General features: G+C 72.4%; 16 protein-coding genes and 1 pseudogene. 14 read left to right on the top strand and 3 right to left on the bottom strand.

Translation table 11 applies throughout. The features are described 5' to 3' along the window. Positions 1-208: 208 nt before the first annotated feature. Positions 209-574 (bottom strand): DUF4307 domain-containing protein, encoded by a 366-nt coding sequence (locus ACTHJJ_RS15400; protein ID WP_440303820.1) that lies wholly within the window; start codon positions 572-574, stop codon positions 209-211. Between the two features lie 150 nt (positions 575-724). On the opposite strand from ACTHJJ_RS15400, the gene mca reads away from it, so the two are divergent. Together mca and ACTHJJ_RS15390 are read left to right on the top strand one after the other, a co-directional pair. Further along, a complete protein-coding gene (gene mca / locus ACTHJJ_RS15395) occupies positions 725-1678 on the top strand; it encodes a mycothiol conjugate amidase Mca (RefSeq protein WP_440303819.1) in 954 nt (317 codons plus the stop codon). Continuing rightward, entirely contained in the window at positions 1678-1974 is a 297-nt protein-coding gene (locus ACTHJJ_RS15390) for a hypothetical protein (RefSeq protein ID WP_440303818.1), read from the top strand. The genes mca and ACTHJJ_RS15390 overlap by 1 nt, the downstream gene beginning before the upstream one ends. 118 nt (positions 1975-2092) lie before the next feature. Here ACTHJJ_RS15390 and trhA read toward each other — a convergent pair whose 3' ends face one another. Further along, complete coding sequence (trhA, locus tag ACTHJJ_RS15385) at positions 2093-2794, bottom strand: PAQR family membrane homeostasis protein TrhA (protein WP_440303817.1); 702 nt, start codon at positions 2792-2794, stop codon at positions 2093-2095. Positions 2795-3008: 214 nt separating this feature from the next. Here trhA and ACTHJJ_RS15380 point away from each other — a divergent pair, with 214 nt between their 5' ends. The 3 genes from ACTHJJ_RS15380 (at position 3009) to ACTHJJ_RS15370 (ending at position 6354) form a co-directional block, all read left to right on the top strand. Continuing rightward, positions 3009-3755 carry an isoprenyl transferase gene (locus ACTHJJ_RS15380; RefSeq protein WP_440303840.1) on the top strand — a complete coding sequence of 249 codons (747 nt, stop codon included), beginning with the start codon at positions 3009-3011 and terminating at the stop codon, positions 3753-3755. Positions 3756-4170: 415 nt separating this feature from the next. Then, the gene (locus ACTHJJ_RS15375) at positions 4171-5406 is read left to right on the top strand and encodes a PhoH family protein (RefSeq protein WP_440303839.1); all 1236 of its coding nucleotides are present in this window, start codon (positions 4171-4173) and stop codon (positions 5404-5406) included. A 189-nt stretch (positions 5407-5595) separates the two neighbouring features. Further along, positions 5596-6354 carry a lytic transglycosylase domain-containing protein gene (locus ACTHJJ_RS15370; protein ID WP_440303816.1) on the top strand — a complete coding sequence of 253 codons (759 nt, stop codon included), beginning with the start codon at positions 5596-5598 and terminating at the stop codon, positions 6352-6354. Between the two features lie 43 nt (positions 6355-6397). On the opposite strand, the gene coaA is transcribed toward ACTHJJ_RS15370, so the two are convergent. Beyond that, entirely contained in the window at positions 6398-7363 is a 966-nt protein-coding gene (gene coaA / locus ACTHJJ_RS15365) for a type I pantothenate kinase (RefSeq protein WP_440303815.1), read from the bottom strand. 148 nt (positions 7364-7511) lie between these two features. Between coaA and glmS the strand changes: the two genes are divergently transcribed. From glmS to ACTHJJ_RS15320, 9 genes and pseudogenes are all read left to right on the top strand, one after another. Beyond that, entirely contained in the window at positions 7512-9371 is a 1860-nt protein-coding gene (gene glmS / locus ACTHJJ_RS15360; RefSeq protein ID WP_440303814.1) for a glutamine--fructose-6-phosphate transaminase (isomerizing), read from the top strand. 13 nt (positions 9372-9384) lie between these two features. Then, complete coding sequence (locus ACTHJJ_RS15355) at positions 9385-9735, top strand: holo-ACP synthase (RefSeq protein WP_440303813.1); 351 nt, start codon at positions 9385-9387, stop codon at positions 9733-9735. Beyond that, positions 9735-11207 (top strand): bifunctional ADP-dependent NAD(P)H-hydrate dehydratase/NAD(P)H-hydrate epimerase, encoded by a 1473-nt coding sequence (locus tag ACTHJJ_RS15350; RefSeq protein WP_440303812.1) that lies wholly within the window; start codon positions 9735-9737, stop codon positions 11205-11207. Before ACTHJJ_RS15355 ends, ACTHJJ_RS15350 begins: the two co-directional genes overlap by 1 nt. Positions 11208-11233: 26 nt before the next feature. Next, positions 11234-12391, top strand: coding sequence for an alanine racemase (alr, locus tag ACTHJJ_RS15345; protein ID WP_440303811.1), 1158 nt, complete (start codon positions 11234-11236; stop codon positions 12389-12391). Continuing rightward, the gene (locus ACTHJJ_RS15340) at positions 12388-13632 is read left to right on the top strand and encodes an alpha/beta fold hydrolase (protein WP_440303810.1); all 1245 of its coding nucleotides are present in this window, start codon (positions 12388-12390) and stop codon (positions 13630-13632) included. Before alr ends, ACTHJJ_RS15340 begins: the two co-directional genes overlap by 4 nt. Continuing rightward, the gene (gene tsaE / locus ACTHJJ_RS15335; RefSeq protein ID WP_440303809.1) at positions 13622-14083 is read left to right on the top strand and encodes a tRNA (adenosine(37)-N6)-threonylcarbamoyltransferase complex ATPase subunit type 1 TsaE; all 462 of its coding nucleotides are present in this window, start codon (positions 13622-13624) and stop codon (positions 14081-14083) included. The genes ACTHJJ_RS15340 and tsaE overlap by 11 nt, the downstream gene beginning before the upstream one ends. Before the next feature lie 44 nt (positions 14084-14127). Then, positions 14128-14832: a tRNA (adenosine(37)-N6)-threonylcarbamoyltransferase complex dimerization subunit type 1 TsaB gene (gene tsaB, locus ACTHJJ_RS15330; protein WP_440303808.1), complete on the top strand. Its 705-nt coding sequence runs from the start codon at positions 14128-14130 to the stop codon at positions 14830-14832. Then, a complete protein-coding gene (gene rimI / locus ACTHJJ_RS15325; protein ID WP_440303807.1) occupies positions 14829-15350 on the top strand; it encodes a ribosomal protein S18-alanine N-acetyltransferase in 522 nt (173 codons plus the stop codon). The genes tsaB and rimI overlap by 4 nt, the downstream gene beginning before the upstream one ends. Then, positions 15343-15500, top strand: a pseudogene (locus tag ACTHJJ_RS15320) (tRNA (adenosine(37)-N6)-threonylcarbamoyltransferase complex transferase subunit TsaD); the annotation flags it as partial. The gene rimI and the pseudogene ACTHJJ_RS15320, both read left to right, overlap by 8 nt.

Genomic DNA, 15500 nt, shown 5'->3' with positions numbered 1-15500 from the left:
CGCCCACGCGGTGCTCGCGTGGGCGCCCCGAAACAAGGAAGGCCCCGACCGGATCGCGGGTTGTGACCGGTCGTGACCTCTGGTGAACTCCAAGGATAACAAATGGACCCAACACACGCACCTGAAGGAGACCTGTTCCGAGAACCCGGGAGCACCAGCGTGAGGGGCCCGGGCCGGCCGGCAGCCGGTCAGCGTGACCCGAGCGGGTTCAGGGCAGGGCGCAGGTGCGGACCTCGCCCGCGACGGCACGCGTCGTCGTCCGGAACGTGACGCTCTCCTCAGAGGTGTCGCCGCCCGCCTGCGGCACCTTGACCTCGGTGCTGCCGACCGTCGAGAAGTCCTTCGCGAGTGCGCGTACCTGGCACGTGATCGGCTGCCCGGAGGGCCGGGTGACCTGGAACTTCACCGTCACCGTCTGGTCGTCGACGATCTTCGAGGACAGCGTCTCCCACGTCGGCACCCCCAGGGAGGCCGAGAGCCCGAACCAGATCGCGATCGCGATCCCGCCACCGATGCCGATCGTGCCGATGATCCACCACTTGAGCGTGCCGGGTGCCGGCCTGGGCAGGGACATTCGCAGCTCCGTGGGGCCGACGTCGGGGACGTCGGGTAGATGAGAGGATGGCGGACGGGTCCCAGTCTGTCCCACCGGTGGACGAGGCTCGAAACCGGCCGGCCCCGCGGCCGCCGGATCCCCACCGACACCCAGACGTGAGGAGCGATGTTGTCCCGAGGCATGCGGTTGATGGCGGTCCACGCGCACCCCGACGACGAGTCGAGCAAGGGCTCGGCCACGACGGCGAAGTATGTCGCCGAGGGCAACACCGTCATGGTCGTCTCGTGCACCGGGGGCGAGCGCGGCGACATCCTCAACGAGAAGCTCAAGGGCAACCCGGAGATCGAGCGCGACATCGTGGCCTACCGGCGCCGGGAGATGAAGGCCGCGCAGGAGATCCTCGGCTGCGAGCACACCTGGCTCGGCTTCGTCGACTCGGGGCTGCCCGAGGGCGACCCGCTGCCGCCGCTGCCGGAGGGCTGCTTCGGGCTCGAGGACCTCGAGGTGACGACCGAGGCGCTCGTCCGCGTCATCCGCGAGTTCCGTCCGCACGTCATGACGACCTACGACGAGAAGGGCGGCTACCCGCACCCCGACCACATCATGTGCCACCGGGTGTCGATGTCGGCCTTCGAGGCGGCCGGCGACCCGGACCGTTTCCCGGACGCCGGGCAGCCGTGGCAGCCGCTCAAAATCTACTACAACAGCGGGCACAGCCTCGAGCGGCTGACCGCGGTCCACGACGCGATGGTCGCCGAGGGCCTCGAGAGCCCCTACACCGACTGGCTCGCCAACTGGAAGCCCCGTCGCAGCGGCGGCCAGATCACGACCCAGATCGAGTGCGGCGAGTACTTCGAGACCCGGGACCGGGCGCTGCTAGCCCACGCAACCCAGGTCGACCCGGACGGGTTCTGGTTCCGGGTGCCGGTCTGGCTGCAGCGGCAGGTCTGGCCGCACGAGGACTTCGAGGCGGCGCTGTCCTACGTGCCGATCCATGCCGTCGAGGACGACCTCTTCGCCGGCCTCGGCACCCCTGAGGAAGCGGACGCTCTGGCGACCTCCGCAGACCTCACCATCGCCTACGACGGGCGCGTGCCCGACGACATCGAGGAGACAGCCTGATGGGCGGCAGCGACAACCTCCCGGTCGGTCCTGGGATCGCCGGATTCATCGCGGTGTTCCTGCTGGCACTGGCGCTCTGGTTCCTCTTGCGCAACATGAACGCCAGGTTGCGGCGGATGGCCTACCGCGAGCGGGACCGGGTCGAGCACGAGCGGCAGGAGCACCAGAAGCAGGCGCAGCCCGATGGGTTCACCTCGGGCGAGGGAAGAGACGCCCCCACCGAGCCCCATAGCCCCATCAACGGCCCGGTCGACGGGTCGAGCCCCGACGGGCGGGGCCCGGCGCCGCGGGCCTGACCCGCTCTCGCAGGCTCCGGTCTCGTACGCCGCTCACCGCGGCCGTCTCCTATGCCGCCCACCGCGGCCCGGCGCCGAGGGCACCTCGCGCGCCCAGCAGGCGTGGCGGCAGACCCTCTCAGCTGGCGACCGGGTTCGCCGCCACGGCGAGCGCGACGGCAGCGAAGTGCGACGCGAACGCGGCGAGGGTGAAGGCGTGGAACACCTCGTGGAAGCCGAACCAGCGCGGTGACGGGTTGGGCCGCTTCGTCGCGTAGATGACCCCGCCGGCCGTGTAGAGCAGCCCGCCGAGCGCGATGAGCGTGCCGATGAGGACGCCTCCGCTGCGCCAGAACGGCACGACGTAGAAGATCGCCATCCAGCCGAGAGCGAGGTAGAGCCCCGTGTAGAGCCAGCGCGGGGCCCGCACCCACACGACGCGGAAGATGACGCCGGCGACGGCGCCACCCCAGATGAGCGCGAGAAGGGTGCGCGCCTGGTCCCAGGGCAGGAGCGTCACCGCGAACGGCGTGTAGGTGCCGGCGATGATGAGGTAGATGTTCGAGTGGTCGAGCCGCTTGAGCAGGCCGCCCATCCGCGGTCCCCAGGTGCCGCGGTGGTAGACCGCGGAGACGCCGAAGAGCAGCGCCGCCGTGACCGTGAAGACGAGGGCCGACGTGCGCACGACGCCGGGGTCGGCGAGCACCGTCAGGACGACCCCACCGATGAGGGCGCAGGGGAACATCCCGAGGTGCAGCCATCCCCGCAGTCGAGGCTTGACGGTGGCGACGAGGTCCTTGACGGCCGCGACGGGGCCGTCGGTAGCGTTCTGCTCCTGCATGGGGCCAAGGGTAACTTACGGTCCCGTAGGTTACGGTCCCGTAGACACGAATGTGTCCGTGTGGCGCTCGCCTCGTGAAGATGCTGAGCGGACTCGCCTCTGGGTCCCGAGTGTCCCGCCGGCACGCTGCCCGCGGGAGGTAGGTTGGCTACCGCGCGGCCCCGTCGTGAGGTCGCGAGGGAGCCCGAGGAGGTTGTCGGTGGGCTGGCGCGACATGGTCTACGGCGCATACGAGCGGCGGGTCGCCAGGGAGCTGCCCCGCGAGTCGATGCCCCGGCACGTCGCGGTGATGCTCGACGGCAACCGGCGCTGGGCGAGGGCCCGGGGCGAGGGGACGGCCACGGGCCACCAGGCGGGCGCCGACAAGATCCAGGACCTGCTCACGTGGTGCGAGCAGGCGGGCGTCGAGTACGTCACCCTGTGGCTCCTGTCCACTGACAACCTGAACCGCTCGGCGGACGAGCTGACTCCGCTGCTTCAGATCATCGTCAACGCCGTCTCGGACCTCGCCGACACGGGCCACTGGCACGTCAAGCTCGTCGGCGCGCCCGACCTGCTCCCCCGAGAGGTCGCGCGGAGCCTGCGCGAGTCCGCCCAGCGGACCGCAGACGTGACGGGGATGACGGTCAACGCCGCGGTCGCCTACGGCGGCCGTCGCGAGATCGCCGATGCGGTCCGAGCCATGCTCCGAGCCCGCGCGGCCCACGGCCAGAGCATCGAGGAGATCGCCGAGGACCTGACGGTCGAGGACATCGCCGAGCACCTCTACACCAAGGGCCAGCCCGATCCCGACCTCGTCATCCGCACCTCCGGCGAGCAGCGCCTGGGCGGGTTCCTGCTCTGGCAGAGCGCCAAGTCGGAGTTCTACTTCTGCGAGGCCTACTGGCCCGACTTCCGGCACGTCGACTTCCTTCGGGCCCTGCGCGCCTACGCCGGGCGCCACCGCCGTTTCGGCACCTGAGGGCGACCCGGCGCCCCCACCGGGGCTGGAGCGGGCCGTCCGGACCGAGCCGGCCCGGCGGCATACGTGAACATTGGGGGACAACGGGCGACACGGCGCGTCCCTGCGCGACGAACCCGGCGAGGAGTCGTACCGTCGAAGACAGCGGAGGGCATCCGCCCGCCGCCGCCAGGAGGCCCACTCATGGAGCACACGCTTCGACGGGAGGGCCGGGTCCGGCCGCACCGTCCGGTGGCCGCCCGGCTCGGGAGCGAGTAGGCGCGTGCGACGCGCGCGCCGTCAGGGAGTGGGAATGGCCAAGAGCCCCAGCACCGAGACCACCGCAGCGCCGCGTCGCCGAGCGAGCAGGAGCGCGCCGGAGCCACGCAAGACGTACGTCCTCGACACGTCCGTCCTGTTGTCCGACCCGCGGGCGATGCTCCGCTTCGCCGAGCACGAAGTGGTTCTGCCGGTCGTCGTCGTGACCGAGCTCGAGGGCAAGCGGCACCATCCGGAGTTGGGCTACTTCGCCCGGCAGGCGCTGCGGCTGCTCGACGACCTCCGGGTCAGTGCGGGCCGGCTCGACCGCCCGGTCGCGGTCGGCGACGTGGGCGGCACCGTGCGAGTCGAGCTCAACCACACCGACCCGACCTCGCTGCCCGCGGGGTTCCGGCTCGGCGACAACGACACCAGGATCCTTGCGGTGGCCAGGAACCTCGCCAACGAGGGCGCCGATGTCACGATCGTCTCCAAGGACCTGCCGATGCGCGTCAAGGCATCGGCCTGCGGGCTCGAGGCCGAGGAGTACCGGGCCGAGCAGGGCGTCGACACGGGTTGGACCGGCATGACCGAGCTCGAGGCGACCGTCGACGAGCTCGACCACCTCTACGAGGCCGGGCGCCTCGAGCACCCGGGCGCGGCCGAGCTGCCCTGCCACACCGGCGTCGTGCTGCTCTCGCCACGGGGGAGCGGGCTCGGCCGGGTCGGCGCCGACAAGAAGCTGCGCCTCGTCCGGGGCGACCGTGACGCCTTCGGGCTGCACGGCCGCAGCGCAGAGCAGCGGATCGCCCTCGACCTGCTCCTCGACCCCGACGTCGGCATCGTCTCGCTCGGCGGGCGGGCCGGCACCGGCAAGTCGGCGCTCGCCCTGTGCGCCGGGCTCGAGACGGTCATGGAGCGGCGGGTGCACCGCAAGGTCGTCGTCTTCCGCCCGATCTTCGCCGTCGGAGGGCAGGAGCTCGGCTACCTGCCCGGCACGGAGCAGGAGAAGATGAACCCGTGGGGCCAGGCGGTCTTCGACACGCTCGGGGCGCTCGTCTCCCAGGAGGTCGTCGAGGAGGTCATGGCTCGGGGCCAGCTCGAGGTGCTGCCGCTCACGCACATCCGGGGCCGCTCCCTGCACGACACCTTCGTGATCGTCGACGAGGCCCAGTCGCTCGAGCGCAACGTGCTGCTCACCGTCCTGTCCCGGATCGGCCAGAACTCCAAGGTCGTGCTCACCCACGACGTCGCGCAGCGCGACAACCTGCGGGTCGGGCGGCACGACGGGGTGGCCGCCGTCATCGAGAAGCTGAAGGGGCATCCGCTCTTCGCCCACGTCACCCTGACACGCAGCGAGCGGAGCCCGATCGCGGCGCTCGTGACCGACCTGCTGGAGGGCATCGAGGCCTGAGTCGCCGCACCGTGCCGGCGGTCGGCGAGGTGGCTCGGTTTGCGAATCGGGCCGATCGCTGGCACGGTGGGTGACCGAAATGTCTCGACTTGGTAACAGCGGGTTTGTTCGTCCGTTCGTGCCAAGACGTCCCTGACCGTCAGGGGACCCGCGTGACCGGCGGGTCCCGAGGAAGGCACCAACCGACCCATGACCCGATACGCAGGACGGCACCGCTCACCCGCAGCGCCGGCGCCGGAGGCTGCTCGCGCCCACCGGCACCAGGCACCACCGAAGCGGCGCGTCGCCCGGCCCGTCGTCGCGGCCGGCCTCGCGCTGGGGCTGGGCCTCACCGCCATCGGGTATGCCGCCGCCACTGGGTTGGGCTCCGGGGAGGCAGCCTTCGTCGTCGGTGACGGCCTCGCCGCCCAGACCGAGGAGCTGGCCCGCACGTCGGTCGTCGACACCGCATATCGCGCGGCCGCCTCCGTCTCCCGCAACGAGCGGCGCACCGCGATCGCCGCGGCCGGGGTCGCCACGGCCCAGCAGGTCGAGGCGAAGGCCAAGATCGAGGCGGAGAAGCAGGCACAGGCCCTCGCCGAGCAGCAGAAGCGCCAGGCCGCCGAGGCGGCGCGGGTGCAGGCCATCGCCGCGGCCCGGGACAACCCGCGCGCGGCGGCCCGCGTCCTCATGGCGGACCACGGCTGGACGAGCGACGCCCAGTACAACTGCCTCGTCAACCTCTGGAACGGCGAGAGCGCCTGGCGCTTCACCGCGACGAACCAGAGCTCTGGCGCCTACGGCATCCCGCAGTCCCTGCCGGGCAACAAGATGGCCAAGTTCGGCAACGACTGGCAGACCAACCCGGTCACCCAGATGCGCTGGGGCCTCTGGTACATCGAGCAGTCCTACGGCAACCCGTGCAACGCCTGGTCGTTCTGGCTCTCGAAGAGCCCGCACTGGTACTGAGCCACGACCCAGGTCTGCGGACCTAGATCCTGCGGAGGCGGACCTAGATCTTGCGGAGGCGGACCCTCCGCACGGAGTGGTCCCGGTCCTTCGACAGGACCAGGGTGGCTCGGGAGCGGGTCGGCAGGATGTTCTCGACGAGGTTCGGCCCGTTGATCTCCCGCCAGATCCGGTTCGCCGTCTCGACGGCCTCCTCGTCGGAGAGGGCCGCGTAGCGGTGGAAGTACGAGTTGGGGTCGGAGAAGGCGGTCTCCCGGAGCCGGAGGAACCGGCCCACGTACCACTTGCGCACGTCGTCGACCCACGCATCGACATAGACGGAGAAGTCAAAGAAGTCGCTGACCGCCATCCCCGTGCCGCGCACCGGGTGGACCATCGGCGCCTGCAGGACGTTGAGGCCCTCGACGATGAGCACGTCGGGCTGCCGCACGACGGTCCGCTCGCCCGGCACGATGTCGTAGGTCAGGTGCGAGTAGACGGGTGCGCAGACCTCCGCCTTGCCGGCCTTGACCTCCGCGACGAACCGGAGCAGCGCCCGCCGGTCGTAGGACTCCGGGAACCCCTTGCGCTGCATCAGCCCGCGCCGCTCGAGCTCGGCGTTGGGCAGCAGGAAGCCGTCGGTCGTGACCAGCTCGACCCGCGGGGTGTCGGGCCAGCGAGCCATCAGCTCGCGCAGGATCCTCGCCGTGGTCGACTTGCCGACCGCGACCGACCCGGCGACGCCGACCACGAAGGGGGTCTTCGCCGGCCGCTCGCCGAGGAAGTCTGTGGTCACCTGGTGCAGCTGCTTGGTGCCCGCGACATAGAAGAGGAGCAGCCGGGAGAGCGGCAGGTAGACCTCCTCGACCTCCCGCAGGTCGACCCGGTCACCGAGGCCCTGCAGCCGGGCGAGGTCGGTGGCGTCGAGGCTGAGGGGGTGGTTCTCCCGCAGCCTCGACCACGCGGCGCGGTCGAGCTCGACGTAGAGCGACGGGATGGAGCCGTTCGCTCCGTTGGCTTCCGAGGGCACGGGAGCATTGTTGCGGACGGGGCCGCGAACGCGGCGGTGGCGCCGGTCACATCGGGTCGCCGCGGTATGCCGCTCCGCCGGCGGGGCGGCATACGGCTCCCTCGTGCACGTGGCGGGGCAGCCTCGCCCGTCCCCTAGGCTTGAGCCCATGTGTGGAATCGTGGGGTACGTGGGTCGTGTCGCCGACGGAACGGCGCTCGACGTCGTCATGGAGGGGCTCTCGCGCCTCGAGTACCGGGGCTACGACTCGGCCGGGGTGGCACTCGTCACGGGCGACCACGTCGAGACCCGGAAGAAGTCGGGCAAGCTGGCGAACCTGCGCCACGAGCTGGATGAGCACCCGCTGCCGCCCTCGCGCACCGGGATCGGGCACACCCGCTGGGCCACCCACGGCGGCCCGACCGACGGCAACGCGCACCCGCACCGGGGCGGCACGGACGGCAAGCTCGCGCTGATCCACAACGGCATCATCGAGAACTTCCACTCCCTCAAGAGCGGGCTGCTCGAGCAGGGCGTCGTCTTCAGCAGCGAGACGGACACCGAGGTCGTCGCCCACCTGCTCGCCGCCGCCTACGAGACGACGTCGGACCTGACCGAGGCGATGCGCGCCGTTGTCGCCCGGCTCGAGGGCGCCTTCACGCTCCTCGCCGTCCACGCCGACCACCCCGACGCCGTCGTCGGCGCGCGCCGTAACAGCCCGCTCGTCGTCGGCCTCGGCGAGGACGCCAACTACCTCGGCTCCGACGTCGCCGCCTTCATCGGCCACACCCGGCACGCCCTCGAGCTCGCCCAGGACCAGATCGTGACGATCACCCCGGACGGCGCGACGGTCATCAACTTCGACGGCACGCCCGCCGACGGCAAGGCCTACGAGGTGACCTGGGACGCCGCCGCCGCGGAGAAGGGCGGCTTCGCGACCTTCATGGAGAAGGAGATCCACGAGCAGCCGCACGCCGTACGGGACACCCTGCTCGGCCGCACCGACGAGGAGGGCCGGCTCACCCTCGACGAGCTGCGGATCCCGGAGGAGCAGCTGCGCGAGATCGACCGGATCACCATCGTCGCGTGCGGGACGGCGGCCTACGCCGGCATGGTCGCGAAGTACGCCATCGAGCGGTGGACCCGGATCCCCGTCGAGGTCGCCCTCGCACACGAGTTCCGCTACTGCGACCCGATCGTCGACGAGCGCACCCTCGTCGTGTCGATCAGCCAGTCCGGCGAGACGATGGACACGCTCATGGCGGTCAAGCACGCCCGCGAGCTCGGCGCGCTGACGATCTCCATCTGCAACACGCACGGCTCGACGATCCCGCGCGAGTCCGACGCCGTGCTCTACACGCATGCCGGCCCGGAGATCGCCGTCGCCTCGACGAAGGCGTTCCTCGCCCAGATCACCGCGAGCTACATCCTGGGCCTCTACCTCGCGCAGCTGCGGGGCGGCACCTACGTCGACGACATCAAGGCCGTCCTCAAGGAGCTGGCCCAGGTGCCGGACAAGATCGAGACGGTCCTGTCGCGGATGGGCCGGGTCAAGGAGATCGCCGGGTACATGGCCGACAGCCGCGCGGTCCTCTTCCTCGGCCGGCACGTCGGCTACCCGGTGGCGCTCGAGGGTGCGCTCAAGCTCAAGGAGCTCGCCTACATCCACGCCGAGGGCTTCGCCGCCGGCGAGCTCAAGCACGGCCCCATCGCACTCATCGAGCCCGGGCAGCCGGTCTTCGTCGTCGTCCCGTCGCCGTCGAGCGAGCACGGCCTGCACGGCAAGGTCGTCTCCAACATCCAGGAGATCCGCGCTCGCGGCGCCCGCACCCTCGTCATCGCCGAGGACGGCGACGAGGACGTCGTGCCGTTCTCCGACCAGGTGATCCGCGTGCCCGCGACGGCGCCGCTGCTCGCTCCGCTCCTGACCGTCGTGCCGCTGCAGGTCTTCGCCCTGTGGCTCTCGACGGCCAAGGGCCTCGACGTCGACCAGCCGCGCAACCTCGCCAAGTCCGTCACCGTCGAGTGAGCGGGGCCGCCGGGTGATCATCGGGCTCGGGATCGACGTCGTCGACATCGAGCGGTTCCGTGCCGCGCTCGAGCGGACCCCGGCGCTGCGGACCCGGCTCTTCACCACGGAGGAGGGCCAGCTGGGCCTCGCCTCGCTCGCGGCCCGGTTCGCCGCGAAGGAGGCGCTGGCCAAGGCGCTGGGGGCTCCCGGCGGGCTGGCCTGGACGGACGCCTGGGTCGTCACGAACGACGTCGGCAAGCCGACCCTCGAGGTCGCCGGCACGGTGGCCGCGCGGGCCAAGGCCCTCGGGGTCAGCTCGCTGCACGTGTCCCTGTCCCACGATGCGGGCATCGCGTCGGCCGTCGTCGTTGCGGAGGCCTGATGATCCGGGCACTGTCCATCCCCGACGTCCGCGCCATCGAGGCGGCCGCCATGGCGGACCTGCCCGAGGGCACGCTCATGCGCCGCGCCTCCGAGGGCCTCGCGGAGGTCGCCGCCGCCCGGCTCGACGAGCACCACGGGCGCACCGTCGTCGCGCTCGTCGGCTCGGGTGACAACGGGGGAGACGCCCTGTATGCCGCTCACCTCCTTGCCGACGCCGGCTTCCCGGTCGCTGCCGTGCTGGTCAGCGACAAGGGCCGGTCCGCGGCTCACCACGGCGGCCTCGCTGCCGCGGAGGAGTCCGGCGTCACCGTCGTCGTGGCCGCGGACGATTCCGAGGCGGCGGCCAGTGTCGTGGCGGGAGCCGACCTGGTCCTCGACGGAATGGTCGGGATCGGTGGCAAGCCGGGCCTGCGGCCCACTGCGACGCGGCTGGTCCAGGCGATCGACGAGGACGCGTGGGTCATCGCGGTGGACGTCGCGAGCGGCCTCGACCCGGAGGGGCGCGAGCGCGCCGACGAGGTGGTCTGGGCCGACGAGACGGTGACGATGGGCGTCGCCAAGCCGGCGCACCTGCTCCCGGCGGGCGAGGGGGCGACGGGACGCCTCACCGTCGTCGACATCGGGCTCGACGTGGCGACAGAACCGGCCGCGGTCGAGCGGCTCACCTTCGACGACGCGGCGCGGCTCTGGCCGGTGCCGGGCCTGGCGGACGACAAGTACTCACGGGGCGTGCTCGGCGTCGTCGCGGGCGGCGACCACTACACGGGAGCCGCGATCCTCACCGTGACGGCCGCCGTGGAGTCGGGCGTCGGGATGGTCCGATATGTCGGGCCGGAGAACCCGACGCAGCTGATCCGGGCCGCCGTCCCGGAGGCCGTGCACGGCGAGGGCCGGGTGCAGGCCTGGCTCATCGGCTCCGGGATGGATGTCGAGAGCAGCGGCGAGGACCAGCTGCGCGTCGCGCGCGAGGCGCTCGGGTCGGCCCTGCCCGTCGTAGTCGACGCCGGCGGCCTCGACCTCGTCGACGGGCCCCGCTCGGCTCCGACCCTGCTGACGCCGCACGCCGGCGAGGCGGCGCGCCTGCTGACCCGCCTCGGCGCGGCCGGGGAGGTCAGCCGGGGGCAGGTCGAGGCCGACCCGGTGGGCGCCGTCCGGCGCATCGCGGGGCTGGCAGGCGCCACCGTCCTGCTCAAGGGGTCGACGACCCTGGTCGCCGCCGCTGACGGCCCCGTCCGCTCCCAGGCCGACGCGCCGGCCTGGCTCGCGACCGCCGGTGCGGGGGACGTTCTCTCAGGTGTGCTCGGCACCCTGCTCGCCGCCGGGCTCGACGCCCTCGACGCGGGGTCGCTCGGAGCCCTGGTCCACGGCCTGGCTGCGGAGCGCGCCTCTGCGGGCGGTCCGTTGCGCGCCCTGGCGGTGGCCCACGCCATACCGTCTGCCGTCCGGGAGCTGCTCGCGCGCGGGATCTGACCGCCGGACATGCGACACTGCCAGCCGTGACCACGGAGATACCCGACGCGCTGCCCGTCTGGGCCGAGATCGACCACGCCGCGCTCGCGCACAACGTGCGCGTGCTGCGCGACCGCGCGCCCGGCGCGCAGCTGATGGCCGTCGTCAAGGCCGACGCCTACGGTCACGGGCTGCTCCCGGTGGCGCGGACGGCCGTCGCGTCCGGCGCGACCTGGCTCGGCGTCGCGCAGATGCCCGAGGCGTTCGTCCTGCGCGACGCCGGCATCACGACGCGGCTGCTGACCTGGCTCGCCGTGCCGGGCGCCGACTTCGCGGGCGCGATCTCCCGCGACATCGACCTGTCGGCCTCGGCGCCGTGGGCGCTCGACGAGATCGCGGCCGCCGCCCGCGCGACCGGCCGGACCGCCCGGGTCCACCTCAAGGTCGACACGGGCCTCGGCCGGGGCGGTGCCTACGGCGCGGACTGGACCACGCTGGTGCGGCACGCCCGCCCCCTGGAGGCCGAGGGCGTCATCACCGTCGTCGGCGTCTGGACGCACTTCGCCCACGCCGACGCGCCCAACCACCCGACCGTCCTGGCCCAGCAGGAGCGGCTGTTCGAGGCCGCGGCCGAGGCCGAGCGCGAGGGGTGCCGGGTCGAGCTGCGCCACCTCGCCAACTCCGCCGCGACCCTGCTGCATCCCTCCGCGCATGCGGACCTCGTCCGGCCCGGGATCGCGCTCTACGGCCTCAGCCCGGTGCCCCAGGTCGACGACGACTTCGGGCTACGGCCCGTCATGTCGCTCCGGGCCCGCCTCGCCCTGGTCAAACGGCTCCCGGCTGGGCAGGGGATCAGCTATGGACACCTCTACGCGCCAGAGCACGACACCGTCGTGGGCCTCGTCCCGGCCGGCTACGCCGACGGCATCCCCCGGAACGCGACCAACGTGGGCCCCGTCGTCGCGGGCGGTACCCGGACGCGGGTCGCCGGTCGGGTCTGCATGGACCAGTTCGTCATCGACCTCGGTGCGGACGCGACTGCGGCCGCCGGCGAGGTCGCGACCCTCTTCGGTGGTGCCCCCGGTGAGCCGACCGCGCAGGAGTGGGCCGAGGTGACCGACACGATCAGCTACGAGATCGTGACCCGCCTCGGTGCCCGCGTGCCGCGCGTCCACGTGAACGTCTGTCAGGACGACCCCCGATGAGCCCCGACCGTCGGCGCAACCCCGTCTTCGGGGTCGGGGCCGCGCTGGTCGGTGTCGCGGCCGGCGTCGCGGCAGGTGTCGTCGCGGACCGGGCGACGAAGCACCGAGCCGCGATGCTCGCGCTCGACACCCGGGACACCTACGAGGTCGTCCCCGACGAGGAGCGCGTCGTGCTCACCGACGACGGCGTGCCGCTCCACGTCGAGATCGACGAGCCGGACCCGGCCGCCGCGGAGGCGGCGGCGCGTGGCCTCACACCGAACGGGCGCGCCGACGAGCTGCCGACCATCGTGCTGACCCACGGCTACTGCCTCAGCCTGCGCTGTTGGGTGTTCCAGCGCCGTGCCCTCACGGCGGCCGGGTACCGGGTCGTCAGCTGGGACCACCGCGGCCACGGCAAGTCGGGTCGCGGCGACAAGGACGCCTACGTGATCGAGCGGCTCGCGCGCGACCTCCAGACGGTCATCGAGGAGGTCGCCCCCACCGGTGACCTCGTCCTGGTCGGCCACTCGATGGGCGGCATGACGATCATGGCGCTGGGCGAGCTCAACCCCGAGCTGGTCCGCGACCGGGTCATCGGTGTCGCCTTCGTCTCGACGAGCCCCGGCGGCATCACCCTCGCGAACGGCGGCCGCAGCGCGACGATCGGCCGGCTCCTGCTGGAGCGGCTCGGGCCCACCCTGCTGACGCCGCTCAGCGAGCGCCCCGACCTCTGGTCGTGGGTGCGCCGCTCCGGCGCGACGCTGGAGGAGTTCCTCGTCGACCAGAACTCCTTCGCCTCCCCGGTCGCGGCCTCGCTGGTGCGGTTCACCGCCGACATCCTGCTCGGCACCCCGCTCGATGTCATCAACGACTACCTCGTCACCTTCGACCACTTCGACATGCGACCGGCGCTCAAGCACCTCCGCGGGGCGCATGTGCTCGTGTTCAATGGCAAGAACGACGTCCTCACCCCGCCCCAGCACAGCGACCTCATCGTGGAGGGGATCCCCGGCGCCGAGCACGTCCTCGTCAACGACGCCGGTCACGTCATCATGCTCGAGCACCCCGACCTGCTCAACGCCCAGCTGACGCAGCTCATCGAGCGGGCCGTGCGGTCCAGGACGGAGCACCTCGAGGTGAGCCAGCAGCCGCGGGTCCGCCGCACCGTGACGAATGTGGCGAAGGAGCGGCGCGTGCACGCGACCCGCCACTCGCGCCGCACTCGATCGGCCCAGCAGAGGGCCGGCCGTGGAGCGTGAGGTCCGGCTGGCCACCGCCGAGGACACCCAGGCCTTCGGCCGGCGGCTCGGGCAGCAGCTGCGCGCCGGCGACCTCGTGGTGCTGACCGGCGACCTCGGCGCCGGCAAGACGACCCTCACCCAGGGGATCGGTGAGGGGCTGGGCGTCCGCGGCCCGGTCACGTCGCCGACATTCGTCATCTCCCGCATCCACCCGTCGCTCGTCGGAGGCCCCGCCCTCGTCCACGTCGACGCCTACCGTCTCGGCAGCCAGCTCGAGCTCGACGACCTCGACCTCGACGCCGACCTCGACGACAGCGTCACGATCGTCGAGTGGGGCGCCGGCCTCGCCGAACAGCTGTCGGACGCACGCCTCGAGATCTCCCTCACGGGGGAGCCCGAGCGGACGGCGCGCCTCATGGCGGTCGGCCCGCGGTGGACCGGCGTGCTCGACAGCCTGCTGGTGCCCTGACCTCCCGCACCGGCGCTCCCGTGGCGAGCGGATAACCTGACCCGGTGCTCCTGCTCGCCATCGACACCTCGACGACCGCCATCACCGTCGCCCTGCACGACGGCGACCGGGTCGTCGCCGAGGAGACCACCCTCGACGCACGGGCCCATGCCGAGCACCTCGCCCCCGGGATCGAACGATCCCTCAGCGCGGCGGGTGCTCGACCCGACGACGTGACCGACATCGTGGTCGGCATCGGGCCCGGCCCCTTCACCGGGCTGCGGGTTGGCATCGTCACCGGCCGCACGTTCGGCTTCGCGCTCGGCCTGCCGGTGCGCGGCCTCTGCAGCCTCGACGCGCTCGGGCACGCCGCCTGGCTGGGCGGCCACCGCGGTGAGCTCCTCGTCGCGACGGATGCCCGCCGCAAGGAGGTGTATGCCGCTCGCTACGTCCTCGACGACGCCGCCGCCGCGCGGGTGGCCGGGCCGGTCGTGGACAAGGCCGTGAGCCTGCCCGACGAGTGGCGCGCCATGCCCACGGTCGGCCGTGGCCCGCTGCTCTACCCGGAGGCACTCCGGGGACCGCACGGAACCGACGGGGCGGACGGAGCGAACCGCTCGGGGCAGCTGCTCGACGTGTCCGCCGGGGCGCTTGCCGACCTGGCCGTCCGCCGCCTGGCCGCCGGCACGGAGTTCGACGGGCTCGAGCCGCTCTACCTGCGCCGACCCGACGTCTCCCCAGCCGCCCCGACGAAGTCCACGCTCGGATGACGACCCGCCACCTCTCCGACGCGACCCAGACCGCGAACTCCATGCCGGCGAGCGAGGGCGTGCACCTGCGCGATCTGGCGTGGCCCGACCTCGAGACCCTCGCCGCCCTCGAGCGGGAGCTGTTCGCCGACGACGCCTGGTCGATCGAGTCGTGGTGGCACGAGCTGGCCGGCCGACCCCGACGCGACTACGTCGTCGCCGTCGACGAGACGGACCAGATCGTCGGCTACGCCGGCCTCGACCGGGCCGGCGAGACGGGAGACGTCATGACGATCGCGGTCGTGCCGGTCGCCCAGGGGAGGGGGCTTGGCCGCCACCTGCTCGGCGAGCTGGTCCGACGGGCGGAGGAGAGCGGCATACGGTCGCTGTTGCTGGAGGTGCGCGCCGACAACGTGGCCGCGCGAACGCTCTACGAGCGCGGCGGTTTCGAGGTCATCTCGGTGCGGCGGCGGTACTACCAGCCGGGCGGCGTCGACGCGCTTGTCATGCGCAAGCTGATCGGAGGAGCCCATGGCTGACGAACCACTCGTGCTCGGCATCGAGACCTCGTGCGACGAGACGGGGGTGGGCATCGTGCGCGGGCAGACCCTGCTCGTCGACGCGGTGGCGAGCAGCGTCGACGAGCACGCGCGGTTCGGCGGGGTCGTGCCGGCCGCCCAGGGGAGGGG

It is taken from the genome of Intrasporangium sp., assembly GCF_051961875.1.
GTDB lineage: Bacteria > Actinomycetota > Actinomycetes > Actinomycetales > Dermatophilaceae > Intrasporangium_A.
This window is presented reverse-complemented; position numbering and strand designations above follow the sequence as displayed.